Below are 16,581 nucleotides of genomic sequence, written 5' to 3'. Positions count from 1 at the left end.
CGGGTCACGCGACGGCCCCCCAGATGACCCGTGCGGATTCGCGAGCGCCCTGAACCATCAGGTCGGTGATGCTCGCGTCGAGCGACCCGGCGAACACCGGGACGACGTACGCCGCGAACAGCAGCGAGGCGACGAGACTCCCGATGTTCGTCGCCGCGACAACGACGATCAGCCGGAACAGCGGCACGTCGAGCATGTCCGAGGCGATGGCGCGGATCGGCCGCGACTCGTCCGACAGCAGCTCGTTCAGCGTGCCGATGTCGGAGACGTTCACGGTGAGGTGGCGCAGCTCCATGTACCCCGTGAACCACCCCGGCGCAAGCAGCGGATTGACGGAGGTCATCCACGCGACGGCGCCGCCGACGCCCGCCGAGCGCCAGCGGGCGCCCGCGAGCTTCGCCAGCCCGGCCGCGAACACGCCGTTGATCACGAACCACGCGGCGAACAGCGTAAGTAGCTGCTCGTTGCGCACGCCGGCCATCGCCAGCAGGACGAAGAAGCCGATGAACGCCGCCGAGATGCCGAACGCGGCGATCTTCCCCCACGGGATCCCCCCCTTCGATGCGGAGCCGACGAGCGAGTCCATCGGTGGCAACGACTCGGGGTTCGCGAGGTACGACTCGATGCCGGCGCGGTGACCCGCGCCGACGACCGCGACCACGTCGTACCCCTCGTTCCGGAGTCCCACGAGCTGGTGGGCGATGTACGCGTCGCGCTCGTCGATGAGCGCCTCGGCGCCGCCGGGGGAGAACTCCCGGAACTCCTCCATCATCGCCGTCACCACGTCGGTGTCGGTCAGATCGTCCGGGTCGAACCCCTCGAGGTCGTCGCCGTCGGCGGCGGGCGCGAGGTCGAGCGCGTCGATGGCCACGGCCGCGAGCGCGCCGACGAACACCCCCGCGACGAGTCCAAGCGCCAGGCTCCCGGCCGCGCGCACGAGGGTGCCCGAGAGCAGCCCGGCGACCGCGTCGACACCGGCGCCGGTGACCGTCACCGCGGCGGCGACCGCGACCGCGACGATCGCACCGACGCCGAGCGCGGTCACGCCTCCGGACCCATCCGCGTCGTCGCCGCCCAGCGTCGGCGACGCGGCGCGGTAGCCGAGATACCCCGCGACGGCGCCGACGAGCGCGCCGACGCCGACGCGCGTAAGCACGGCGTCGGTGATCCCGACTGCGCCGCCGAACAGCCCGATCGCCGGGCCGAGCAGGACGCCCACGAGCAGGCCGAACGTGACCCCCGCGACGCGGGGATCGGTGACGCCGAACGCGAGCGCGCCGACCATGCGCAGCTTCTCGATCAGCGAGAGCCGCGCCCAGAAGCGCTGGATCGTCGTCTGGATGTCGCGGTCGACGAGCGCCACCGAGATCTCGAGGTCCTCGGCGGTCTCGACCGCCGCCAGCAGCTCCGCCCCGGGGTCGATGTCGAACCGGTCGCCCATCCGCGTCTGGACGTACGAGAGCATCCAGTACGCGAGGAACTGGAAGACGGTGTTGCCCCGAAGCAGGTCGCCGGGGTCGAGGTCGTCGGGCGTCTCTCCCTTCATCTGCCGGTAGCGCCCCTCGTCGAGTTCGACGGCGACGACGTCGGGACGCTCCTCGGCGACCGTCTCCTCGACCTCGCGGACGGACGCCTCCGAGACGTGGGCCGTGCCGACGACGCGGACGCTCCCCTCGCCACGCTCGTTGGAGGGTTGCGGTCCGGTGGCGGAGGCTGGGCCGTCGGCGGCCGACGAGGCGGACGCAGGGGCCTCACCTGTGTCGGCAGTGCGGTCGCCGACCACGTCAGAGGTGGGCGTATCCGCGGCGTCGGGATCGCGGCTCACGGTCGCGACCCCGCGCGCGATCCGGTTCCGGTACTCATTGGCCGGGTTTTTCCGTCCGGTCCGTATACGCCTGTCGGAGTCTCACGTCTCGCGTCGCGGACGGGTTCCGGACCGACGGGTGCTCGGCTCGGGACGGCACGGTAGGTATTCATGCCCGGCCCGCATGGTGTGCGTATGGACCACGAGGCCGAGGTCGCCGGCATCGGCGTGGGGGCGGGGCCGGACGGCGAGGAGGTTCCCGCGGTCGTGCTCCGCACCCGCGGGGAGTATCTCCCGATCTTCGTGACCCCGGATCAGGCGCGCTCGATCCGCGACGCGCTCGCGGGCGAGCCGTTCGATCGACCGCTCACCCACGACCTGCTCGTCGAGATGGTGACGGAGTTCGGCGGCGCGGTCGACTCCGTCCGGATCGACGACATCGTCGACGGCACCTTCTACGGCAAACTCACCGCCGAGCGCTACGTCGACGGCGAGCCGGACCGGTTCGTCTTCGACGCCCGCCCCAGCGACGCTATCGCCATCGCCGCCCGGCTCGAGTGTCCGATCCGCGTGAGCGACGAGGTGATCGACACCGCCGGGCAGCCGCCGAAGTCGTTCGACGTGGACGCCGACAGCGACGACCCAGGACCCCGGGGTTCCGGTCCCCGAGATCGAGAGAGCAGCCGCTCGGAGTCGGACCCGGACGACGAGTTCCGCTCCCGCTGAGCGGCGTCGCGGTCAGGCTTCGGACCCCGTTTCGGTCTCTCCGTCCGCTCCGCCCGCGATTCCGGCCGCCCGAACACGTAGCGCCTCCGCGGTCTCGTCGTCGGAGACACCGTTCGCGCGGGCGGAGTCGACCAACTCGTCGAGGGCCTCGTCGAGGAGTTCCCGCGACGTGATATCACGGTTCGTTATCACGTGCCACCGTTCGGTCGATCCCCGCATAACGGTTCGGACGGCGACCGCGCGTCTCGTTCCTCGAAACTGTCGGGAGCGACACCGCAGGAGTTGAGACCCACGCCACCGGAAGGACCCGCTATGACCGACGACAACGACGCCGTCGACGGAGCAGCCGACGGAGACGCCCGCGACGACGAGGAGGGAACGCTCGCCGCCTCGTACACGGAGATGACGGAATTGTTGCTTCCCAACGACACGAACAACCTCGGGCGGGCGTTGGGTGGCGCGGTCCTCCACTGGATGGACATCTGCGGCGCCATCGCGGCGATGCGCTTCTCGCGGCGCCAGTGCGTCACGGCGTCGATGGACCACGTCGACTTCATCGCACCCATCGACTTGGGCGAGGTGGCCGTGATCGAAGCGTACGTGTTCAACACCGGCCGCACAAGCGTCGACGTGAAGGTCGACGTTCGCGCCGAGAACCCCAGAACCGGCGAGGAGCGGCGGACGACCACCTCGTTTCTCACGTTCGTCGCGCTCGACGAGGACGGTACGCCGACGCCCGTGCCGGACCTCGAGTGTCCGACCCCGGAGGAAGCGGCGTTGCGCGAGGAGGCGACCGAGGAACGGCGGGCGCAGTTGACCGACGTGAGCGAACGGCTGGGATGAGGTCCGCGGCCGGCGTTCGGTGCCGGTTCCGCGCCGACGCACCCCGTCGATTTCGGCGGTTGCGGTAGCGCGCGCCGAACGAGGTAGTTCTCCGGGCTGATATCTGGAGGATTGGTCGTAAGTATCTCTCGCCGAAATGGGGAGCATGAGTCGCATTCCAGACGCCCTGAGGAGAACGTACCTCAGGAAGTTCACGGCGCTCACGCTGGCGACGCTGCTGGTCGTCACGGCCGCCGGGTTCGCGCTGCAAGGGCAGGTCGCCGCGACGCTGACCGACCAGACGCACGACGATCTCAGCTCGAACGCGGAGACGACCGCCAGCGAGGTGTCGAGCTGGGTCGACAACAACGAACAGTCGGTCAGGCTCGTCTCTCAACAGCTGGAGAGAGACGCAGGCGACGGCGGGGCGGTGCAGACGACGATCGAACACGAGTTCGAGCGGCTGTCGGGCCGTGTCATCGCCCTCCACTACGTCGACGTGAACTCGATGGCGGTCGAGCGCAGCACGACCGACAACGCCGTCGGCACGACGCTGACCGGGATCGACTGGGAGTCCGGGGCGACGGACCTCTCGGCGGTCAAGCCGACCGAAGCGGTCGTCTCGTCGACGTACGAGCGCAACGGCGCCCACTGGATGGCGTTCGCGAGCGGCGTTCCCGGAACCGATCGCGCGCTCGTGATGACCGTCGACGCCGCCGCCGTTGCGGGTGACGCGACGACAGGATCTGAGGGCGATACCCGGGTCGTCGACGCCGGGAGCGCCACGGTCCTGTTCAGCTCGGACGCCGAGGTGCTGGGCCAACAGTTCGCCGGCGGCCTCGACTCCCACGCGCTCACCCACGGCCAAGAGACGGCTGGCGCCCACGACATGGCGGGGACGAACACCGTGATGGCGTACGCGCCGGTCGACGGAACCGACTGGGTCGTCATCCGGTCGATGCCGCAGTCGGCCGCGTACGCGCTGGTGACGCAGGTTCGGCTCGCCCTGGGTGCCGTCATCGGTATCGCCGCGCTGGGCTTTCTCGTCATCGGTGTGACTCTGGGTCGGTCGACCTCGCGGACGCTGCGGGACCTCGCGACCCGCGCCGAGGCGCTCGCGGCCGGTGACACCGACTCGGCCGCCGCCGAGCCCGACGATCGGATCGACGAGGTCGGCGCAGTCCAGGAGTCGTTCGGGGAGGTCCGACGCTACCTCGCGACCGCGACCGCGCAAGCGACGGCCGTCGCCGACGGCGAGTTCGACGCGCCGGTGCTCGATCGGACCGTCCCCGGCGAACTCGGCGAGGCCCTCACGGAGATGCGCGACGAACTCGAGTCGCTGATCGAGGAGATGCGCGCGACCAACGAGGCGCTCGCGACCGCCGCCGAGTCGTACGGCGAGACCATGGAGCGGGCGGCCGAGGGCGACCTCACCGCCCGGATGGACGCCGACGTGGACGACGAGTCGATGGCGCGGATCGCCGCGGAGTTCAACGAGATGATGGACGAGCTGGCGGCGACCGTCGGGGAGGTCGACCGCGCCGCCGCCGCGGTCGCGGCCGCCAGCGAGGAGGCGGACGCCGGCGTCGCCGAGGCCGAGCGCGCCGCCGGCGAGGTGGCCGACTCGACCGACGAGATCGCCGCGGGCGTCGACAAGCAGGTGAGCCACCTCCAGGAGGTGACCGCCGAGATGTCCGACCTGTCGGCGGCCGTCGAGGAGGTCGCTGCGACCGCCGATCAGGTCGCGAACATGAGCGAGGAGGCCGCCGAGCGCGGCGACCGCGGCGCCGATCTGGCGGACGAGGCCGTCGAGGAGATGGCCGCCATCGAGGAACACACGCAGTCGACCGCCGAGGTCGTTCGCGGCCTCGAGTCCGAGGTGACGGCGATCGGCGACATCGTCGACCTGATCGACGACATCGCCGAGCAGACGAACACGCTGGCGCTCAACGCCTCCATCGAGGCCGCCCATGCGGGCGCCGAGGGCGACGGCTTCGCCGTCGTCGCCGAGGAGGTCAAGACTCTGGCGACGGAGACCCGCGAGGCGACCGGCCGGATCGCCGACCGGATCGAGGCGGTGCAGTCGTCGACCGCCGACGCCGTCGAGGACATCGAGGAGACCAGCGAGCGCGTCGAGGATGGCGCCGAGACGATCGAGACGGGACTGGACGCGCTCGGCGACGTGGTCGAGGCCGTCGAGGAGGCCAACGACGGCGTCCAGTCCATCTCCACCGCGGCCGACGATCAGGCCGCGAGCGCCGAGGAGGTCGTCGCCATGGCCGACGAGGTCGCGAGCGTGAGCGAGGAGGCCGCCGCGGAGGCCGACAGCGTGTCGGCGGCGGCCGCCGAACAGTCCGCGTCGCTGAACCAGGTGAGCGGCGAGGTCGAGCGACTCGCGGGGCGGGCGGCCGACCTGCGGGAGCTGGCGGGGAGCTTCGAGACGGGGGAGGATGCGGCAGCCGAGGGCGGCGTCGAGGCCCGTCCGAGCGACCGCGGAGTCGACGACCGCGGCGACTTCGAGTTCGGCGACGACGGGGCGGTCGCCGACGGCGGAGAGCCAGGCGTGACGGACCGCGACGCGAACGGGACCGAGAGCCGCGGGAACTGAACGGAACGGACCGAGACGGATCGGGAGGGGAGGAAAACGGACTGCGACGCCGAGGATCGACCGAGACTCAGATTCCGGGGTCGGGTCGCTCCCCGAGTTCGAACGAGACAGTCGTCTCGGACCCGTCACGGAGCACTATAAACTCCACGGCGTCGCCGGGATCGGTCTCCAAAGCGAGGTAGTTCGAGAGGTCGGCCTGCACCTCCACGTCGGTGCCGCCGATCCCGACGACCACGTCGCCGCCGGTGGGGACGCTGACGCCGTCGACGATCCGCTCGTCGTCGGTTCCCCGGAGGGTGCCGGCGGCGGGTCCGTCATCGAGCACCTCGACGATGAGCACGCCGCCCACGTCGTCAAGGTCGTACGCCTCCGCGATGAGGGGAGTCACCTCGAGGAGGCGAACGCCCATGAAGGAGTGGTCGTACTCGCCGTCAGTCGCGAGCGCGGGGACGACCTGCTTCGACAGCTCGGCCGAGACGCCGAAGCCGAGGTTGTCGCCGCCGCCGCGGGCGGCGACCGCCGCGACGTCCCCGCCGAAGGTGACGACGGGGCCGCCCGAGTTCCCGGGGTTGAGCGCGGCGTCGGTCTGCACCGAGTCGGCGACGGTGAAGTTGTTCGGCGCCGACAGCACTCGGTCGACACCGGAGATGACGCCGGTGGAGGCCGAGCCGCTGAAGCCGTACGGCGAGCCGATCGCCATCACCGGGGTCCCGACCGGCGGCTCGGGGTCGGTGTCGACCCACGACAGCGGCGTCGCGAACTCGGGGCGGTTCTCGGCGCGCAACACCGCGAGATCCGAGTAGGCGTCGGTGCCGACGATCTCGGCGTCGCGCCACGTGTTGCCCTGAAACCGGAGCTTCACCTCGGTCGCGCCGGCGACGACGTGCTGGTTCGTGACGACGTAGCCGTCGCCCGCGACGAAGCCGGACCCGCTTCCCTGGGGACCGTTCCGGCCGTAGTTGAGGACGCCGACGACCGACTGGATCGTCGACCGGTACACGTCGGTCTCGGTCGCCGACGACGCGGCCTCGTGTCCTCCGGCGTCGGTGCCCGCGCTTTCGTTCGAGTCGGCCGCCTGCGGGGCGGCGTCGGAAGAGCCCACCTGCACGCAGCCGGCGGCGCCGACGGCGCCCGCGCTCGCGAGCCCCGCCAGAACGTCGCGTCGTGTTGGCATGAACCACGGTAGGGTCCTGGTCCGAATAACTCCGGCGCTCTCGGTGTCCCACGTGGTCGGGCGGTTCGGGGGAGCCGCGCTGGACCGCCCGGTCCGGCAGGCATTTGCCGCGTCCGTGGGTACGAACGGACATGAGCCTCGACGCCGACATCCCCCCGACGCCGACCCTCTCGACGGTCGACCCGAGCCAGTACGACGACACGGAGGTCGCCGGCGACGAGTACCATCGCGAGGAGCTGGAAGCGTTCCTCCGGGAGGGCGCGTGGGAGGGAGCGTTCGACCGGTGGGCCGCGGACGCCGATATCGACGCCGACACGTGGCGCATCGCCGGCGAACTGGAGCTGTTCGGACGGTTCGACTTCTTCTGGGACGACTTCGCCGACCGCGTCGGCTACCACGCCCCCGGGATCCCCGAAGACTGGAAGGAGCGGGACCTCCACCCGGACCTCCGGAGCTGGGAGCAGGTGTCGGCGATCAACGCCGCGTTGACCGAGTTCGGGCAGGTCGTCTGCGAGGTGCTGAAGGCGGAGTACGTCGACTGGGAAAGCGAGTTCGAGGCGCCTGACGATCTCCCGGACTTCTGACTCGGCGACCGCGCCGCCGGCGACGGGGACGGCCGCGCGGCGCCGGTAGCGATTTACCCTCGGCCCGCCGAATGCTACCTATGGTCACGGCAACGGAGCGTGACGAGATGACCTGGTACCAGTGTGACGCCTGCGGCCTGCTGTTCGACGACCCCGACGACGCCGAACAGCACGAGGAGCACTGCGACGCGGAAGACCCCTCCTACCTCCAGTAGGACCGTTCCCCGGAATTCGGGCCGCGGACGGTCCGACCGCCGATCAGAAGCGGTCGTCCGCGAGGCGTTCCGCGTGCTCGCGCGACTCCGCGACGAGCCACCGGACCTTCGCAGCGTCGCCGTAGGCGAGCGCCTCCTTCACCTCGTCGCGGAGGACGCCGACTCCGTGTCCGACCGGCTCCCCGTCGGCGTCGGCCAACTCGTAGACGCCGTGCCGGACGGGCGCGGCGGCGGCCGCCGATCGGTCCAGGTCTCGCCACGGCTTCCGGAGGCTCATCTCACTCGCCCCCGTTCCCCTCCGCGGCCGCGTCGGCGTCCACGTCGCCGGCGTCGTCGCCCGCGACGAACTCGTAGCTCTCCTCGCCCCAGTCGTCTTCGACGAAGGCGAACACGCGCCCGCCGGCGACCTCGGGATCCGCCTCGATCTCGGTGCGTTGACCCCCCGGCCGGCGGGCGGTGACGCCGGGAAACAGCTCCTCATCCTCATCCTCGCCGAGGATGACGCGACCGACGCCGGTCTGTTCGAGGATATCGTCGTGCGTCCGCAGGTCGTTCACGTACAGCAGGACACCCTCCGTCTCGGTGGGGTCGGTGACGAGCACGTGCGTCTCCTTGCCCGGCGAGGTGGTGAGAGTCTCCTCGACGACCTGCGGGACGCCGTGGTAGAAGGTGACCCGGCCGTCGAGGTACTCCACCTCGACGCCCTCCTCGCGGAGGGCGACCGAGACGCTCGCGGGCGCGATGTCGTTGCGGTGCGGGGCGCTCATGCCTCCGAATGGGTGGTGGACGCGAATAAGCGCGGCGAGAGCGAGGCCGACCGGAGTCCTCGTGAGCGGAGCGAGGCCGACCGGAGTCCTCGTGAGCAGAGCGCGGCGTGAGCGAAGCGAACCCCGCGGGAATCGGCGGCGACCTTGCGGGCGAGCCGCCCACAAAGAGAGCGAGTCTCACGAAGGGAGGCCTCGAATACGCGAACGGCGAACGGAGTGAGCCGTGAGCAGAGCACAGCGAGCCAGCGAACCAACCGGGAAACGCCATAGCGTATTCGCCGCCCAGCAGTCTCCCGGTTCAACGGAACCGTGAGGACGGCACTACTGGTCCGGTCGCCACCGGCCGCCGATCTCCTCGCGGGGATAGTCCTGATATGTGCCGTCGAGATACGTGGTGACACGACCGTTCTCTTCACTGAGCGTGATCGCCCACAGGACGTTCTTTCGGAGCGATGTTTCGAGGGCACTCATGTGTTTGGTCCCCATCCAGTCGGGGTACTCGAGGTCCGCGACTGCGGACACTTCCGCGTGATTGGGGCTCCGAACTCGCACCATCTGTCGTTGAATCGTTCCGTCTCCAGTTACGATGATCGCGCCGTCCCGGCTGAACGCGACGTCCTCGGCGACCCGCCGAAACCCCTCGAGCGAGTCGAGGACGATCTTACACCGATCGGTCGGCCAGATGTTCTCGCCGAGTGGGTCGGTGTACTCCTCGAAATCGGTTTCGGCAACGACCAGAAAGTACAAGCTGGGACCACTCACGTACTGGTCGTCCCACTTATCGAACTCCACACTCAACGTCTCGGCAACGTATCGGATCCGGTCCATCAGATCCTGGCTGGAGGCGTACTTTTTCAAAACCTGGTCGAGTTCTTCCATTCGTCTCCCAACACCGTACACTCGGACCGCTATTAAACTCTGTTCAGGTCGGATTCACTGCTCTACTGAACACGAGTTCGGTCTCACACATCGTTCCTGTTACGATCGTCAGTTTGTTATTTATGTTGATATGTGCGTTCTGTGCGTACGTGCACGGGTTCCTGGGTCTCTCGCGACGCCGAGAGTGTACAGAGTAGACGAGCCGTCCATCCATCCGCTCGGGTTGTCCTGTGTCGGACCCGAGAACGGTCCGCCCAACCGGCGCCTGTTCGTCGTTCGTAGGCGAAGCGCGACCAGCATATTGCCGTGTGCACGGAGTGGACCGGATATCACTGACTCCGGTCATCACCCGGCGGGACGGATCCGCTCGTCTCCGTCCCCCACTCGCGACCGCGATGTTGACACGACCGCCACGCTTTACCCCGGCGAACGCGCGCGTCGACGCATGGAAGGACGCGCCGCCGCGCCGGGCGCCGGGACCGTCGTCAACGCGCTCGCGACGGGCCGCGGCGCCGCGTTCGCGCTGGATCTGGAGACGAGCGCGACGGTCGCGCTCGACCCGAACGCCGAGGGCGTCACCGGCACCATCGCCGGCGCGCCCGACGGGGACACGACGCTGATCGAGCGGTGCGTCGAGCGGGTCGTCGACCGCTACGGCACCGGCGAGGGCGGGGCCGTCGAGACCGAAAGCGAGGTGCCGACCGCGGCGGGGCTGAAGAGTTCGAGCGCGGCCGCGAACGCGACCGTGGTGGCGACGCTGTCGGCGCTCGGGCTGGAGGTGGCGAACGACCCCGACGCCGACGTGACGAAGACCGAAGCGTGTCGCGTCGGCGTCCGCGCCGCTCGCGACGCCGGCGTCACCGTCACCGGCGCGTTCGACGACGCCTCGGCGTCGATGCTCGGCGGCGTCACCGTCACCGACAACACGGCGGACGAACTCCTCGTCAGCGACGACCCGTTCGCCGAGCACGCGCTCGTGTGGACGCCGCCCGAGCGGGCGTACTCCGCGGACACGGACGTCTCAGCGTGCGAGCGCGTCGCGCCGATGGCGGAGTTGGCGACGGAAATGGCGCTCGAGGGCGACTACGTGCGGGCGATGACGGTGAACGGGCTCGCCTTCTCGGCGGCGTTGGGGTTCCCGACCGACCCCGCCGTTGAGGCGATGGCCGACTGCGACGGCGTCTCGCTGTCGGGCACCGGCCCGAGCGTCGTCGCCGTCGGCGACCGCGAGGCGCTGGCGACGGTGCGCGAGCGATGGGCGGCCCGCGACGGCGAGACGCGACTGATTCGGACGCGCGAGACCGGTGTGCGGGCGCTGTGACCGGACGACGAACACACGAGATCAGACAATGAGCTACGACGATACGACTCAATCCCCCGAGGAACTGGAGGCAATGAGCCTGGACGAACTGCGAGAGGAGATCGCGGACATCGACCGCGAGTTGGTCGAACTGATCGCCCGGCGTACGTACGTCGCCGACACCATCGCCGGCGTGAAGGAGCGTCGCGACCTGCCGACGACCGACGAGACGCAAGAGCAGGCCGTGATGGACCGGGCCGGCGAGAACGCCGAGCGCTTCGACGTGGACGCGAACCTCGTGAAGGCGATCTTCCGACTGCTGATCGAGTTGAACAAGGTAGAACAAAGAGAGAGTCGGTAGCCGGGAGAACGGCTGTTACGGGGCTTCTGTCCACACATTAGTGGAAGGAGATGTCGAATCTCGTGCCACCGCCCGGATTTTTGGACTCGATGAGCAGCCGGAAGATTCGATCAGATCTGTCGCGCTTGCGGTCACGAAACCCGCTACGAATACGTCGCTTCGTTCAGTTGGTACCTCTCTTCAGTCCGAAGTTATTTCTCGTCAGTTGGTTCAAGTGGGAGTCGTTCGACCTCGATCTCTTCGTAGTCTTTCTCAGACGAGAGCACGTTCATCCCACGCGTTTCCGCAGTCGCTGCGTGGAACGCGTCGAACGACGTCATCCCCTCGTCGTAGTAGTTAACCGCTTTCAGAACCACCTGTTTCTCTTCCTCGTTTCCCACGGGGACGAGTTCGAGCAGGTTTGCTACCAGCGGAACGTAGTCGAACTCGTACCGTTCCCGGGCGAGGAGGAGTTCGAGGTACGAGAACGGCGACGTTTCGACGTCGTACTCATCGAGGGCGTCCTCTGCCGAGTTTTGTAACCAATCGGTATCTTTGGCGAGTGCGAGCAGGAAATCTGTCTCGACGTACACCGTCATCTGTCGCTACCGGCTTCCGCAGCTTCGTCTTTCGCCTCCGCCTCGATGTCCTCCCTGATTTCCTCGACGGACGCTTCGTGAAGCCCGCCCGCCGCTTCGCGGACAGCGGCGAGTGGGTCGTCCGCAACCGGGATCAGTTCGATTCTGTCCTCGTACATGACGATGTGATACTTCTGGCCGTACTTCTCGCGCACCTCTTTCGGGATGTACAGCCGTCCCTGTGCATCCGTCTCTGCTGACATAGAGAAGACTAAGTTACCATAGACAAAGATTCTTACCATCAGAACGCAATTGATGGTTCTCACGAAATCGGTTCAATAGTATGTATAGTGGATTTTAGCGAGCTGAACAAAGTGGAGCAAAGAGAGGGTCGGTGAGGCTCAAGAAGCGTCTTACCGACGGCAGTTCTGCTCATATGAGTTGTCTAGTGAAAGACGCCGTTCACCGTTTTTCAACGGGATGTGTTTGTCACCGAATCTTATATTCTCTGAATATATGGTGGATCGTATCGAACTGAACGAGGTCGAACAAAGAGGGCGTCGATAGCCGACGCGGACCACCCGACACGCCCACGAAAGCGCCACGGATTTGAATTTGGAAGACAAGACCGTACCAATGAGTAGCATCCGTCCCGAGGAGTTGGACGACCGACTCGACGGCGGCAACGCCCCGTTCGTGCTGGATATCCGCCCGCAAGCGGCCTTCCAGCGGACCGCGATCGACGGCAGCCACAACGTGCCCGTCTACGACGATCTCCGGAGCGGGGACGACGCCGCGCTCCGTGCACACCTCGACGAGATCCCGCGCGGCGAGGACGTGGTGGTCGTCTGCAAGATGGGCGTCGTCGCCAAACGCGCGACGGGCGTACTCGACGCCGCGGGGTACGATGCCGTAACGCTCGCGGGCGGCATCAGCGGCTGGAACGGCTACCGGAAGGGATCGATCGGGTACACGATCCGGTCGCTGATCTGGGACCTCAAATCGGCACTGTAGCGCCTCTGTAGCTCACCGGACCCTCGTCGCGTGCGCTCGGGCCCGCTCACTGCGGGACTCCGATCTCACCCTCGTTGCGCGTGAGGCGGTAGCAGACGAACGAAGACAGCCAGTGTGACCCCGCTTGACATCCTCCCCGCGCTGAAAGGGCGAGGATTCCCACGGTACCGCACCGCTGGGTTGGGATGGTTACGGTTTGTAGCCACCCCGACGGACAGCTACTGGCTGTGCCACCCAGCCGGTACTCCTATCCCGGCGTGGGATTCGGAGATACGTTTGCTGACTGCACCCCGTGTTCCGGGCAGAAGGAGGTGCCTTCTGCGTGGAATCAGGGAATCCCGATACTGTCCGATTAAGCGGGCGGGCAGGCCGCCTCGGTTGGCTGTTTGTAGGGTGATGAGCTAGTTAAACCATCGGTTTGGGTAGTTCGGTCGGTATTTGGGGAGAGATGTCGGATTCATCCCCCCGCTAAAGCACGGGGCTTTCTCCTCGTACTTCCGTAACCGCGGTGTTGAGGGCGGAGATCTACTGAGATCGACGGGGGCCGCTCCCGACAACCGCCGCCTCGTTCACATGTTAACCACGCAGTTCTTGCCGGATACCGCACAGTATCGCTTTGTATGAGTGAGCGTATCACACGACGTCGAACGCTGGCCGCGCTGGGTGCGGCAGGCATCACCGGGCTGGCCGGCTGTTCGGGCGGGAACGGCGGCGACGGAACCGAAACCGACGAGGATACCATGGCGGCAGATACGGAGACGAGCAGCGACATGGACGGAACAACGACCGGCGGCACGGGCGGGGCGTCCGGAACGGTGAAGATCGGCGTGCTCCAGCCCATCTCCGGGGACCTCCAGTACTACGGACAGCAGGCGCTGTGGGGCTTTTCCTCGGGACTCGGGTACAAAGCCGGGGGAGAACCGTCGGTGACGGCGGAGACGGGGAGTCAGACGGTCACCGTGGGCGATGTGGACTACGAGCTGTATATCCGCGACAGCCAGTTCTCCGCGGACACCGCCCAGACGCTCGCGACGAACCTCGTGACCGACCAAGAAGTCGATATGCTGTTCGGGTGTGCCTCATCGGGGGCCGCTACCCGCGTGAGCACGACCGTCGCCCAGCAGGCCGGCGTCCCGTACATGGCCGGGCCCGCGGCGTCGGCGTCGCTCACCGCGGACTCGGAGTCGTGCAGTGACATGGTGTTCCGTGCCTCCGAGAACACGGCGATGGACGCGCGCTCGGGCGGGAAGTACGTCGCCCAGGAGTCGGACGTCTCGCGGGTGTTCCTCTTCGGCGCCGACTACTCGTTCGGCCGAGCGGTCGTCAACAACTACGAAACGGTGTTGGAAGCGGAGGGCGTCGAGATCGTCGGCAAGCGCTTCGTTCCCCAGGGGTACAGCGAATGGGAGGGGCTGCTCGACAACGCCGTCGAGGCGGGCGCCGAGGGCATCGTCGGTGGGTTTACCGTCGCGACGCTTCCGTCACTGTTTACGACGTACCTCCAGGGGGATTACGACTTCACGGTGTTCGGCGGCTTCGCGACCGCGATCACGAACAACGTCGTCGGCGGCCTCCTCCAGAACCAACTGGGCAAGCCGCTCACCCAGGAGAAACTCGACGGTGCCGGCATCGGCCCGTTCACCACCCGCTACCACTGGAACCAGTACGACAACGAGATCAACTCGGCGTTCGTCGACGGCTACGTGAACGCGTACGGCCGCGTTCCGGACCTGTTCACCTCCGGGACGTTCACGGCCGCTTCGGCGATCGTGCAGGGCGTCGAGGAGAGCGGCTCCACCGAGGGCGCCGACATCGCCGAGGCCCTGCGCGGAATGACCGTCGCGGACTCCCCGAAGGGGACGGACGCGTACACCTTCCAGGAGTACAACAACCAGGCCCGGTCGGAGATGACCGTCGCGGACGTCGTCCCGACGGCCGACGAGTGGAGCGACGCCTGGGGCGCGGCCGTTCAGCCGAGCGAGCCGGTCGCGCGCATCTCGGCCGAGGAGACGACGATCCCGGCCGACAGCGACGACATGGGCTGCTCGCTGTAGATGCTCCGTACGACCGGCCTCACGAAGCGGTTCGGCGGGCTCACCGCCGTCGACGACGTGGACTTCGCGCTCGACGACGACGAGCTGTGCTCGCTGATCGGTCCCAACGGCGCCGGGAAGACGACGTTCTTCAACCTCCTGACGGGCGTGCTCGACCCCACCGAGGGAGCCGTCGAGCTCCGGACGGGAGACGGCGACGCCGACAGATCGAGAGAAGACACGGACACCGCGGACGACACCGACGGCTGGCGCGACATCACCGGCGCGGCGCCACACGAGATCGCCTCGCTGGGCGTCCACCGGTCGTACCAGGTGACGAACGTGTTCCCGAACTCGACGGTGCTGGAGAACGTGCGCGTCGCCGCGCAGGCCGCCGGCGGCGACGGCGCGAACTTCTGGCGCAACGCCGGTCAGCTCGAGGGGTATCTCGAGGAGGCGTACGCCATCCTCGACCGCGTCGAGCTCGCCGATCGCGCAGACGAGCCCGCCAGCGCGCTGTCGCACGGGGCGAAGCGTCAGCTGGAAGTCGGCGTGGCGCTCGCGGGCGACCCGGACGTCCTCCTGCTGGATGAACCCAACGCCGGCGTCTCCTCGGAGAGCGTCGACCGCGTCGTCGACCTGATCGAGGACGTCGCCACCGACCACGCGGTGCTACTGGTCGAGCACAACATGGACATCGTGATGGAGGTGTCCGACCGGGTCGTCGTGCTCAATCAGGGCGCGGTCATCGCGGACGACGAGCCCGCGGCCGTCAGGGACGACCCCGCGGTCCAGCGGGCGTACCTCGGCGGCTACGAGCCCGGGAGCACGGACGAGAACGCGTCTTCCGATGGCTCCACGGGATCGAACGACGGAGGTGAACCGGCGTGAGCGCGGATGCGAGTCCGAACTCGAATGCCGACGCGAGCGCCGAACCGGACGCCGATCCGAACCCGAACGCCGGGACCGACGACCGCGTCGACGACGGGCCGTCGAGCGATGAGCGCGGCGACCCGCTCCTGTCGCTGTCGGGCGTCGAGACGTACTACGGCGACAGCCACGTCCTCGAGGGCGTCGACCTCGACGTGTACGAGGGGGAAGTCGTCGCGCTAATGGGGCGAAACGGCGTCGGCAAGACGACGACGCTGCGCTCCGTGTTGCAGCTCACGCCGCCCCGCGAGGGGTCGATCCGATACCGCGGCGAGGAGTTGGTCGGTCGCGAGACGCACGAGGTCGCCGACCGCGGCCTCGGCTGGATCCCGGAGGACAGGCGGATGTTCGGGCAGCTCACCGTCGAGGAGAACGTCCGCGTGGCCGTCCCCGACGCCGACGACGGCGACGCGGCGCTGGATCTCGCCTTCGAGACGTTCCCGGACCTCCGGGAGCGACGCGACGCGAAGGCGGGCGACCTCTCGGGCGGCCAACAGCAGATGCTCTCGATCGCCCGCGGGCTCGTCGGCGACAACGACCTGCTGCTCGTCGACGAGCCCAGCGAGGGGCTGGCGCCGCTCATCGTCGAGGCGGTCGCGGAGGCGCTGACCGAGGCGGCAAGCGACACGACGATGCTACTGGTCGAACAGAACCTCCCGCTCGCGCTCGACGTCGCCGACCGGTTCTACGTGCTCGATCACGGCACCGTCGTCGACGAGGGCGACACCGACGCCGTCAGCGCCGACGGCGAGCGACTCCGGAGGTATCTGTCGGCATGAGCGCGAGTCTCGCCCTCGCGGTACCGGC

The 16,581-nt window shown here is 68.1% G+C and carries 19 protein-coding genes; 11 read left to right on the top strand and 8 right to left on the bottom strand.

Features of this window, described 5'->3' with window-relative positions:
- Positions 1-4: 4 nt before the first annotated feature.
- Positions 5-1,783: a TraB/GumN family protein gene (locus K6T25_RS13850; RefSeq protein WP_222918064.1), complete on the bottom strand. Its 1,779-nt coding sequence runs from the start codon at positions 1,781-1,783 to the stop codon at positions 5-7.
- Between the two features lie 216 nt (positions 1,784-1,999).
- Here K6T25_RS13850 and K6T25_RS13845 point away from each other — a divergent pair, with 216 nt between their 5' ends.
- A complete protein-coding gene (locus K6T25_RS13845; RefSeq protein ID WP_222915072.1) occupies positions 2,000-2,530 on the top strand; it encodes a bifunctional nuclease family protein in 531 nt (176 codons plus the stop codon).
- 12 nt (positions 2,531-2,542) lie between these two features.
- Here the strand turns inward: K6T25_RS13845 and K6T25_RS13840 are convergent, their stop codons facing one another.
- Positions 2,543-2,722, bottom strand: a complete 180-nt coding sequence (locus tag K6T25_RS13840; RefSeq protein ID WP_222915070.1) for a hypothetical protein — start codon at positions 2,720-2,722, stop codon at positions 2,543-2,545.
- A 210-nt stretch (positions 2,723-2,932) separates the two neighbouring features.
- Here K6T25_RS13840 and K6T25_RS13835 point away from each other — a divergent pair, with 210 nt between their 5' ends.
- Entirely contained in the window at positions 2,933-3,373 is a 441-nt protein-coding gene (locus tag K6T25_RS13835; protein ID WP_225917862.1) for an acyl-CoA thioesterase, read from the top strand.
- 145 nt (positions 3,374-3,518) lie between these two features.
- The gene (locus tag K6T25_RS13830) at positions 3,519-5,960 is read left to right on the top strand and encodes a methyl-accepting chemotaxis protein (RefSeq protein WP_222915066.1); all 2,442 of its coding nucleotides are present in this window, start codon (positions 3,519-3,521) and stop codon (positions 5,958-5,960) included.
- Positions 5,961-6,027: 67 nt separating this feature from the next.
- Here the strand turns inward: K6T25_RS13830 and K6T25_RS13825 are convergent, their stop codons facing one another.
- Complete coding sequence (locus tag K6T25_RS13825; RefSeq protein WP_222915063.1) at positions 6,028-7,134, bottom strand: S1C family serine protease; 1,107 nt, start codon at positions 7,132-7,134, stop codon at positions 6,028-6,030.
- Between the two features lie 131 nt (positions 7,135-7,265).
- Between K6T25_RS13825 and K6T25_RS13820 the strand changes: the two genes are divergently transcribed.
- Both K6T25_RS13820 and K6T25_RS15705 read left to right on the top strand, forming a co-directional pair.
- On the top strand, positions 7,266-7,718 hold the full coding sequence (locus tag K6T25_RS13820) for a DUF7992 family protein (RefSeq protein WP_222915061.1): 453 nt from the start codon (positions 7,266-7,268) through the stop codon (positions 7,716-7,718).
- Between the two features lie 80 nt (positions 7,719-7,798).
- Positions 7,799-7,933: a DUF7128 family protein gene (locus K6T25_RS15705; protein ID WP_275671157.1), complete on the top strand. Its 135-nt coding sequence runs from the start codon at positions 7,799-7,801 to the stop codon at positions 7,931-7,933.
- A 43-nt stretch (positions 7,934-7,976) separates the two neighbouring features.
- On the opposite strand, the gene K6T25_RS13815 is transcribed toward K6T25_RS15705, so the two are convergent.
- The 3 genes from K6T25_RS13815 to K6T25_RS13805 form a co-directional block, all read right to left on the bottom strand.
- Positions 7,977-8,210, bottom strand: coding sequence for a DUF7508 domain-containing protein (locus K6T25_RS13815; protein ID WP_222915060.1), 234 nt, complete (start codon positions 8,208-8,210; stop codon positions 7,977-7,979).
- A gap of 1 nt (position 8,211) precedes the next feature.
- Positions 8,212-8,700: a DUF5796 family protein gene (locus K6T25_RS13810; protein WP_222915057.1), complete on the bottom strand. Its 489-nt coding sequence runs from the start codon at positions 8,698-8,700 to the stop codon at positions 8,212-8,214.
- 321 nt (positions 8,701-9,021) lie between these two features.
- Complete coding sequence (locus K6T25_RS13805; RefSeq protein WP_222915055.1) at positions 9,022-9,579, bottom strand: diadenylate cyclase; 558 nt, start codon at positions 9,577-9,579, stop codon at positions 9,022-9,024.
- A 445-nt stretch (positions 9,580-10,024) separates the two neighbouring features.
- On the opposite strand from K6T25_RS13805, the gene K6T25_RS13800 reads away from it, so the two are divergent.
- A complete protein-coding gene (locus K6T25_RS13800; RefSeq protein ID WP_222915053.1) occupies positions 10,025-10,900 on the top strand; it encodes a shikimate kinase in 876 nt (291 codons plus the stop codon).
- Between the two features lie 28 nt (positions 10,901-10,928).
- Positions 10,929-11,240, top strand: a complete 312-nt coding sequence (locus K6T25_RS13795; protein ID WP_222915051.1) for a chorismate mutase — start codon at positions 10,929-10,931, stop codon at positions 11,238-11,240.
- 191 nt (positions 11,241-11,431) lie between these two features.
- On the opposite strand, the gene K6T25_RS13790 is transcribed toward K6T25_RS13795, so the two are convergent.
- Both K6T25_RS13790 and K6T25_RS13785 read right to left on the bottom strand, forming a co-directional pair.
- Positions 11,432-11,818, bottom strand: a complete 387-nt coding sequence (locus K6T25_RS13790) for a PIN domain-containing protein (RefSeq protein ID WP_222915049.1) — start codon at positions 11,816-11,818, stop codon at positions 11,432-11,434.
- Entirely contained in the window at positions 11,815-12,060 is a 246-nt protein-coding gene (locus tag K6T25_RS13785) for an AbrB/MazE/SpoVT family DNA-binding domain-containing protein (RefSeq protein WP_222915047.1), read from the bottom strand. The genes K6T25_RS13790 and K6T25_RS13785 overlap by 4 nt, the downstream gene beginning before the upstream one ends.
- Before the next feature lie 373 nt (positions 12,061-12,433).
- Here K6T25_RS13785 and K6T25_RS13780 point away from each other — a divergent pair, with 373 nt between their 5' ends.
- The 4 genes from K6T25_RS13780 (at position 12,434) to K6T25_RS13765 (ending at position 16,553) form a co-directional block, all read left to right on the top strand.
- Positions 12,434-12,811 (top strand): rhodanese-like domain-containing protein, encoded by a 378-nt coding sequence (locus K6T25_RS13780; RefSeq protein WP_222915045.1) that lies wholly within the window; start codon positions 12,434-12,436, stop codon positions 12,809-12,811.
- Positions 12,812-13,581: 770 nt separating this feature from the next.
- Positions 13,582-14,865 (top strand): ABC transporter substrate-binding protein, encoded by a 1,284-nt coding sequence (locus tag K6T25_RS13775; RefSeq protein ID WP_425600883.1) that lies wholly within the window; start codon positions 13,582-13,584, stop codon positions 14,863-14,865.
- The gene (locus tag K6T25_RS13770) at positions 14,866-15,735 is read left to right on the top strand and encodes an ABC transporter ATP-binding protein (RefSeq protein ID WP_222915041.1); all 870 of its coding nucleotides are present in this window, start codon (positions 14,866-14,868) and stop codon (positions 15,733-15,735) included.
- Between the two features lie 128 nt (positions 15,736-15,863).
- Complete coding sequence (locus tag K6T25_RS13765; protein WP_222918062.1) at positions 15,864-16,553, top strand: ABC transporter ATP-binding protein; 690 nt, start codon at positions 15,864-15,866, stop codon at positions 16,551-16,553.
- The last annotated feature ends 28 nt before the right edge of the window (positions 16,554-16,581 follow it).

The sequence above is a fragment of the Halobaculum rubrum genome (assembly GCF_019880225.1).
Classification (GTDB): Archaea; Halobacteriota; Halobacteria; order Halobacteriales; family Haloferacaceae; genus Halobaculum; species Halobaculum rubrum.
This window is presented reverse-complemented; position numbering and strand designations above follow the sequence as displayed.

Excerpts from the sequence above, each read along its gene's own strand:
- K6T25_RS13795 (WP_222915051.1), top strand. The coding sequence starts at position 10,929 with ATGAGCTACGACGATACGACTCAATCCCCCGAGGAACTGGAGGCAATG.
- K6T25_RS13780 (WP_222915045.1), top strand. The coding sequence starts at position 12,434 with ATGAGTAGCATCCGTCCCGAGGAGTTGGACGACCGACTCGACGGCGGC.
- K6T25_RS13810 (WP_222915057.1), bottom strand. The coding sequence starts at position 8,700 with ATGAGCGCCCCGCACCGCAACGACATCGCGCCCGCGAGCGTCTCGGTC.
- K6T25_RS13845 (WP_222915072.1), top strand. The coding sequence starts at position 2,000 with ATGGACCACGAGGCCGAGGTCGCCGGCATCGGCGTGGGGGCGGGGCCG.
- K6T25_RS13785 (WP_222915047.1), bottom strand. The coding sequence starts at position 12,060 with ATGTCAGCAGAGACGGATGCACAGGGACGGCTGTACATCCCGAAAGAG.
- K6T25_RS13770 (WP_222915041.1), top strand. The coding sequence starts at position 14,866 with ATGCTCCGTACGACCGGCCTCACGAAGCGGTTCGGCGGGCTCACCGCC.
- K6T25_RS15705 (WP_275671157.1), top strand. The coding sequence starts at position 7,799 with ATGGTCACGGCAACGGAGCGTGACGAGATGACCTGGTACCAGTGTGAC.
- K6T25_RS13815 (WP_222915060.1), bottom strand. The coding sequence starts at position 8,210 with ATGAGCCTCCGGAAGCCGTGGCGAGACCTGGACCGATCGGCGGCCGCC.
- K6T25_RS13800 (WP_222915053.1), top strand. The coding sequence starts at position 10,025 with ATGGAAGGACGCGCCGCCGCGCCGGGCGCCGGGACCGTCGTCAACGCG.
- K6T25_RS13805 (WP_222915055.1), bottom strand. The coding sequence starts at position 9,579 with ATGGAAGAACTCGACCAGGTTTTGAAAAAGTACGCCTCCAGCCAGGAT.
- K6T25_RS13830 (WP_222915066.1), top strand. The coding sequence starts at position 3,519 with ATGAGTCGCATTCCAGACGCCCTGAGGAGAACGTACCTCAGGAAGTTC.
- K6T25_RS13820 (WP_222915061.1), top strand. The coding sequence starts at position 7,266 with ATGAGCCTCGACGCCGACATCCCCCCGACGCCGACCCTCTCGACGGTC.
- K6T25_RS13835 (WP_225917862.1), top strand. The coding sequence starts at position 2,933 with ATGACGGAATTGTTGCTTCCCAACGACACGAACAACCTCGGGCGGGCG.
- K6T25_RS13775 (WP_425600883.1), top strand. The coding sequence starts at position 13,582 with ATGGACGGAACAACGACCGGCGGCACGGGCGGGGCGTCCGGAACGGTG.
- K6T25_RS13825 (WP_222915063.1), bottom strand. The coding sequence starts at position 7,134 with ATGCCAACACGACGCGACGTTCTGGCGGGGCTCGCGAGCGCGGGCGCC.
- K6T25_RS13790 (WP_222915049.1), bottom strand. The coding sequence starts at position 11,818 with ATGACGGTGTACGTCGAGACAGATTTCCTGCTCGCACTCGCCAAAGAT.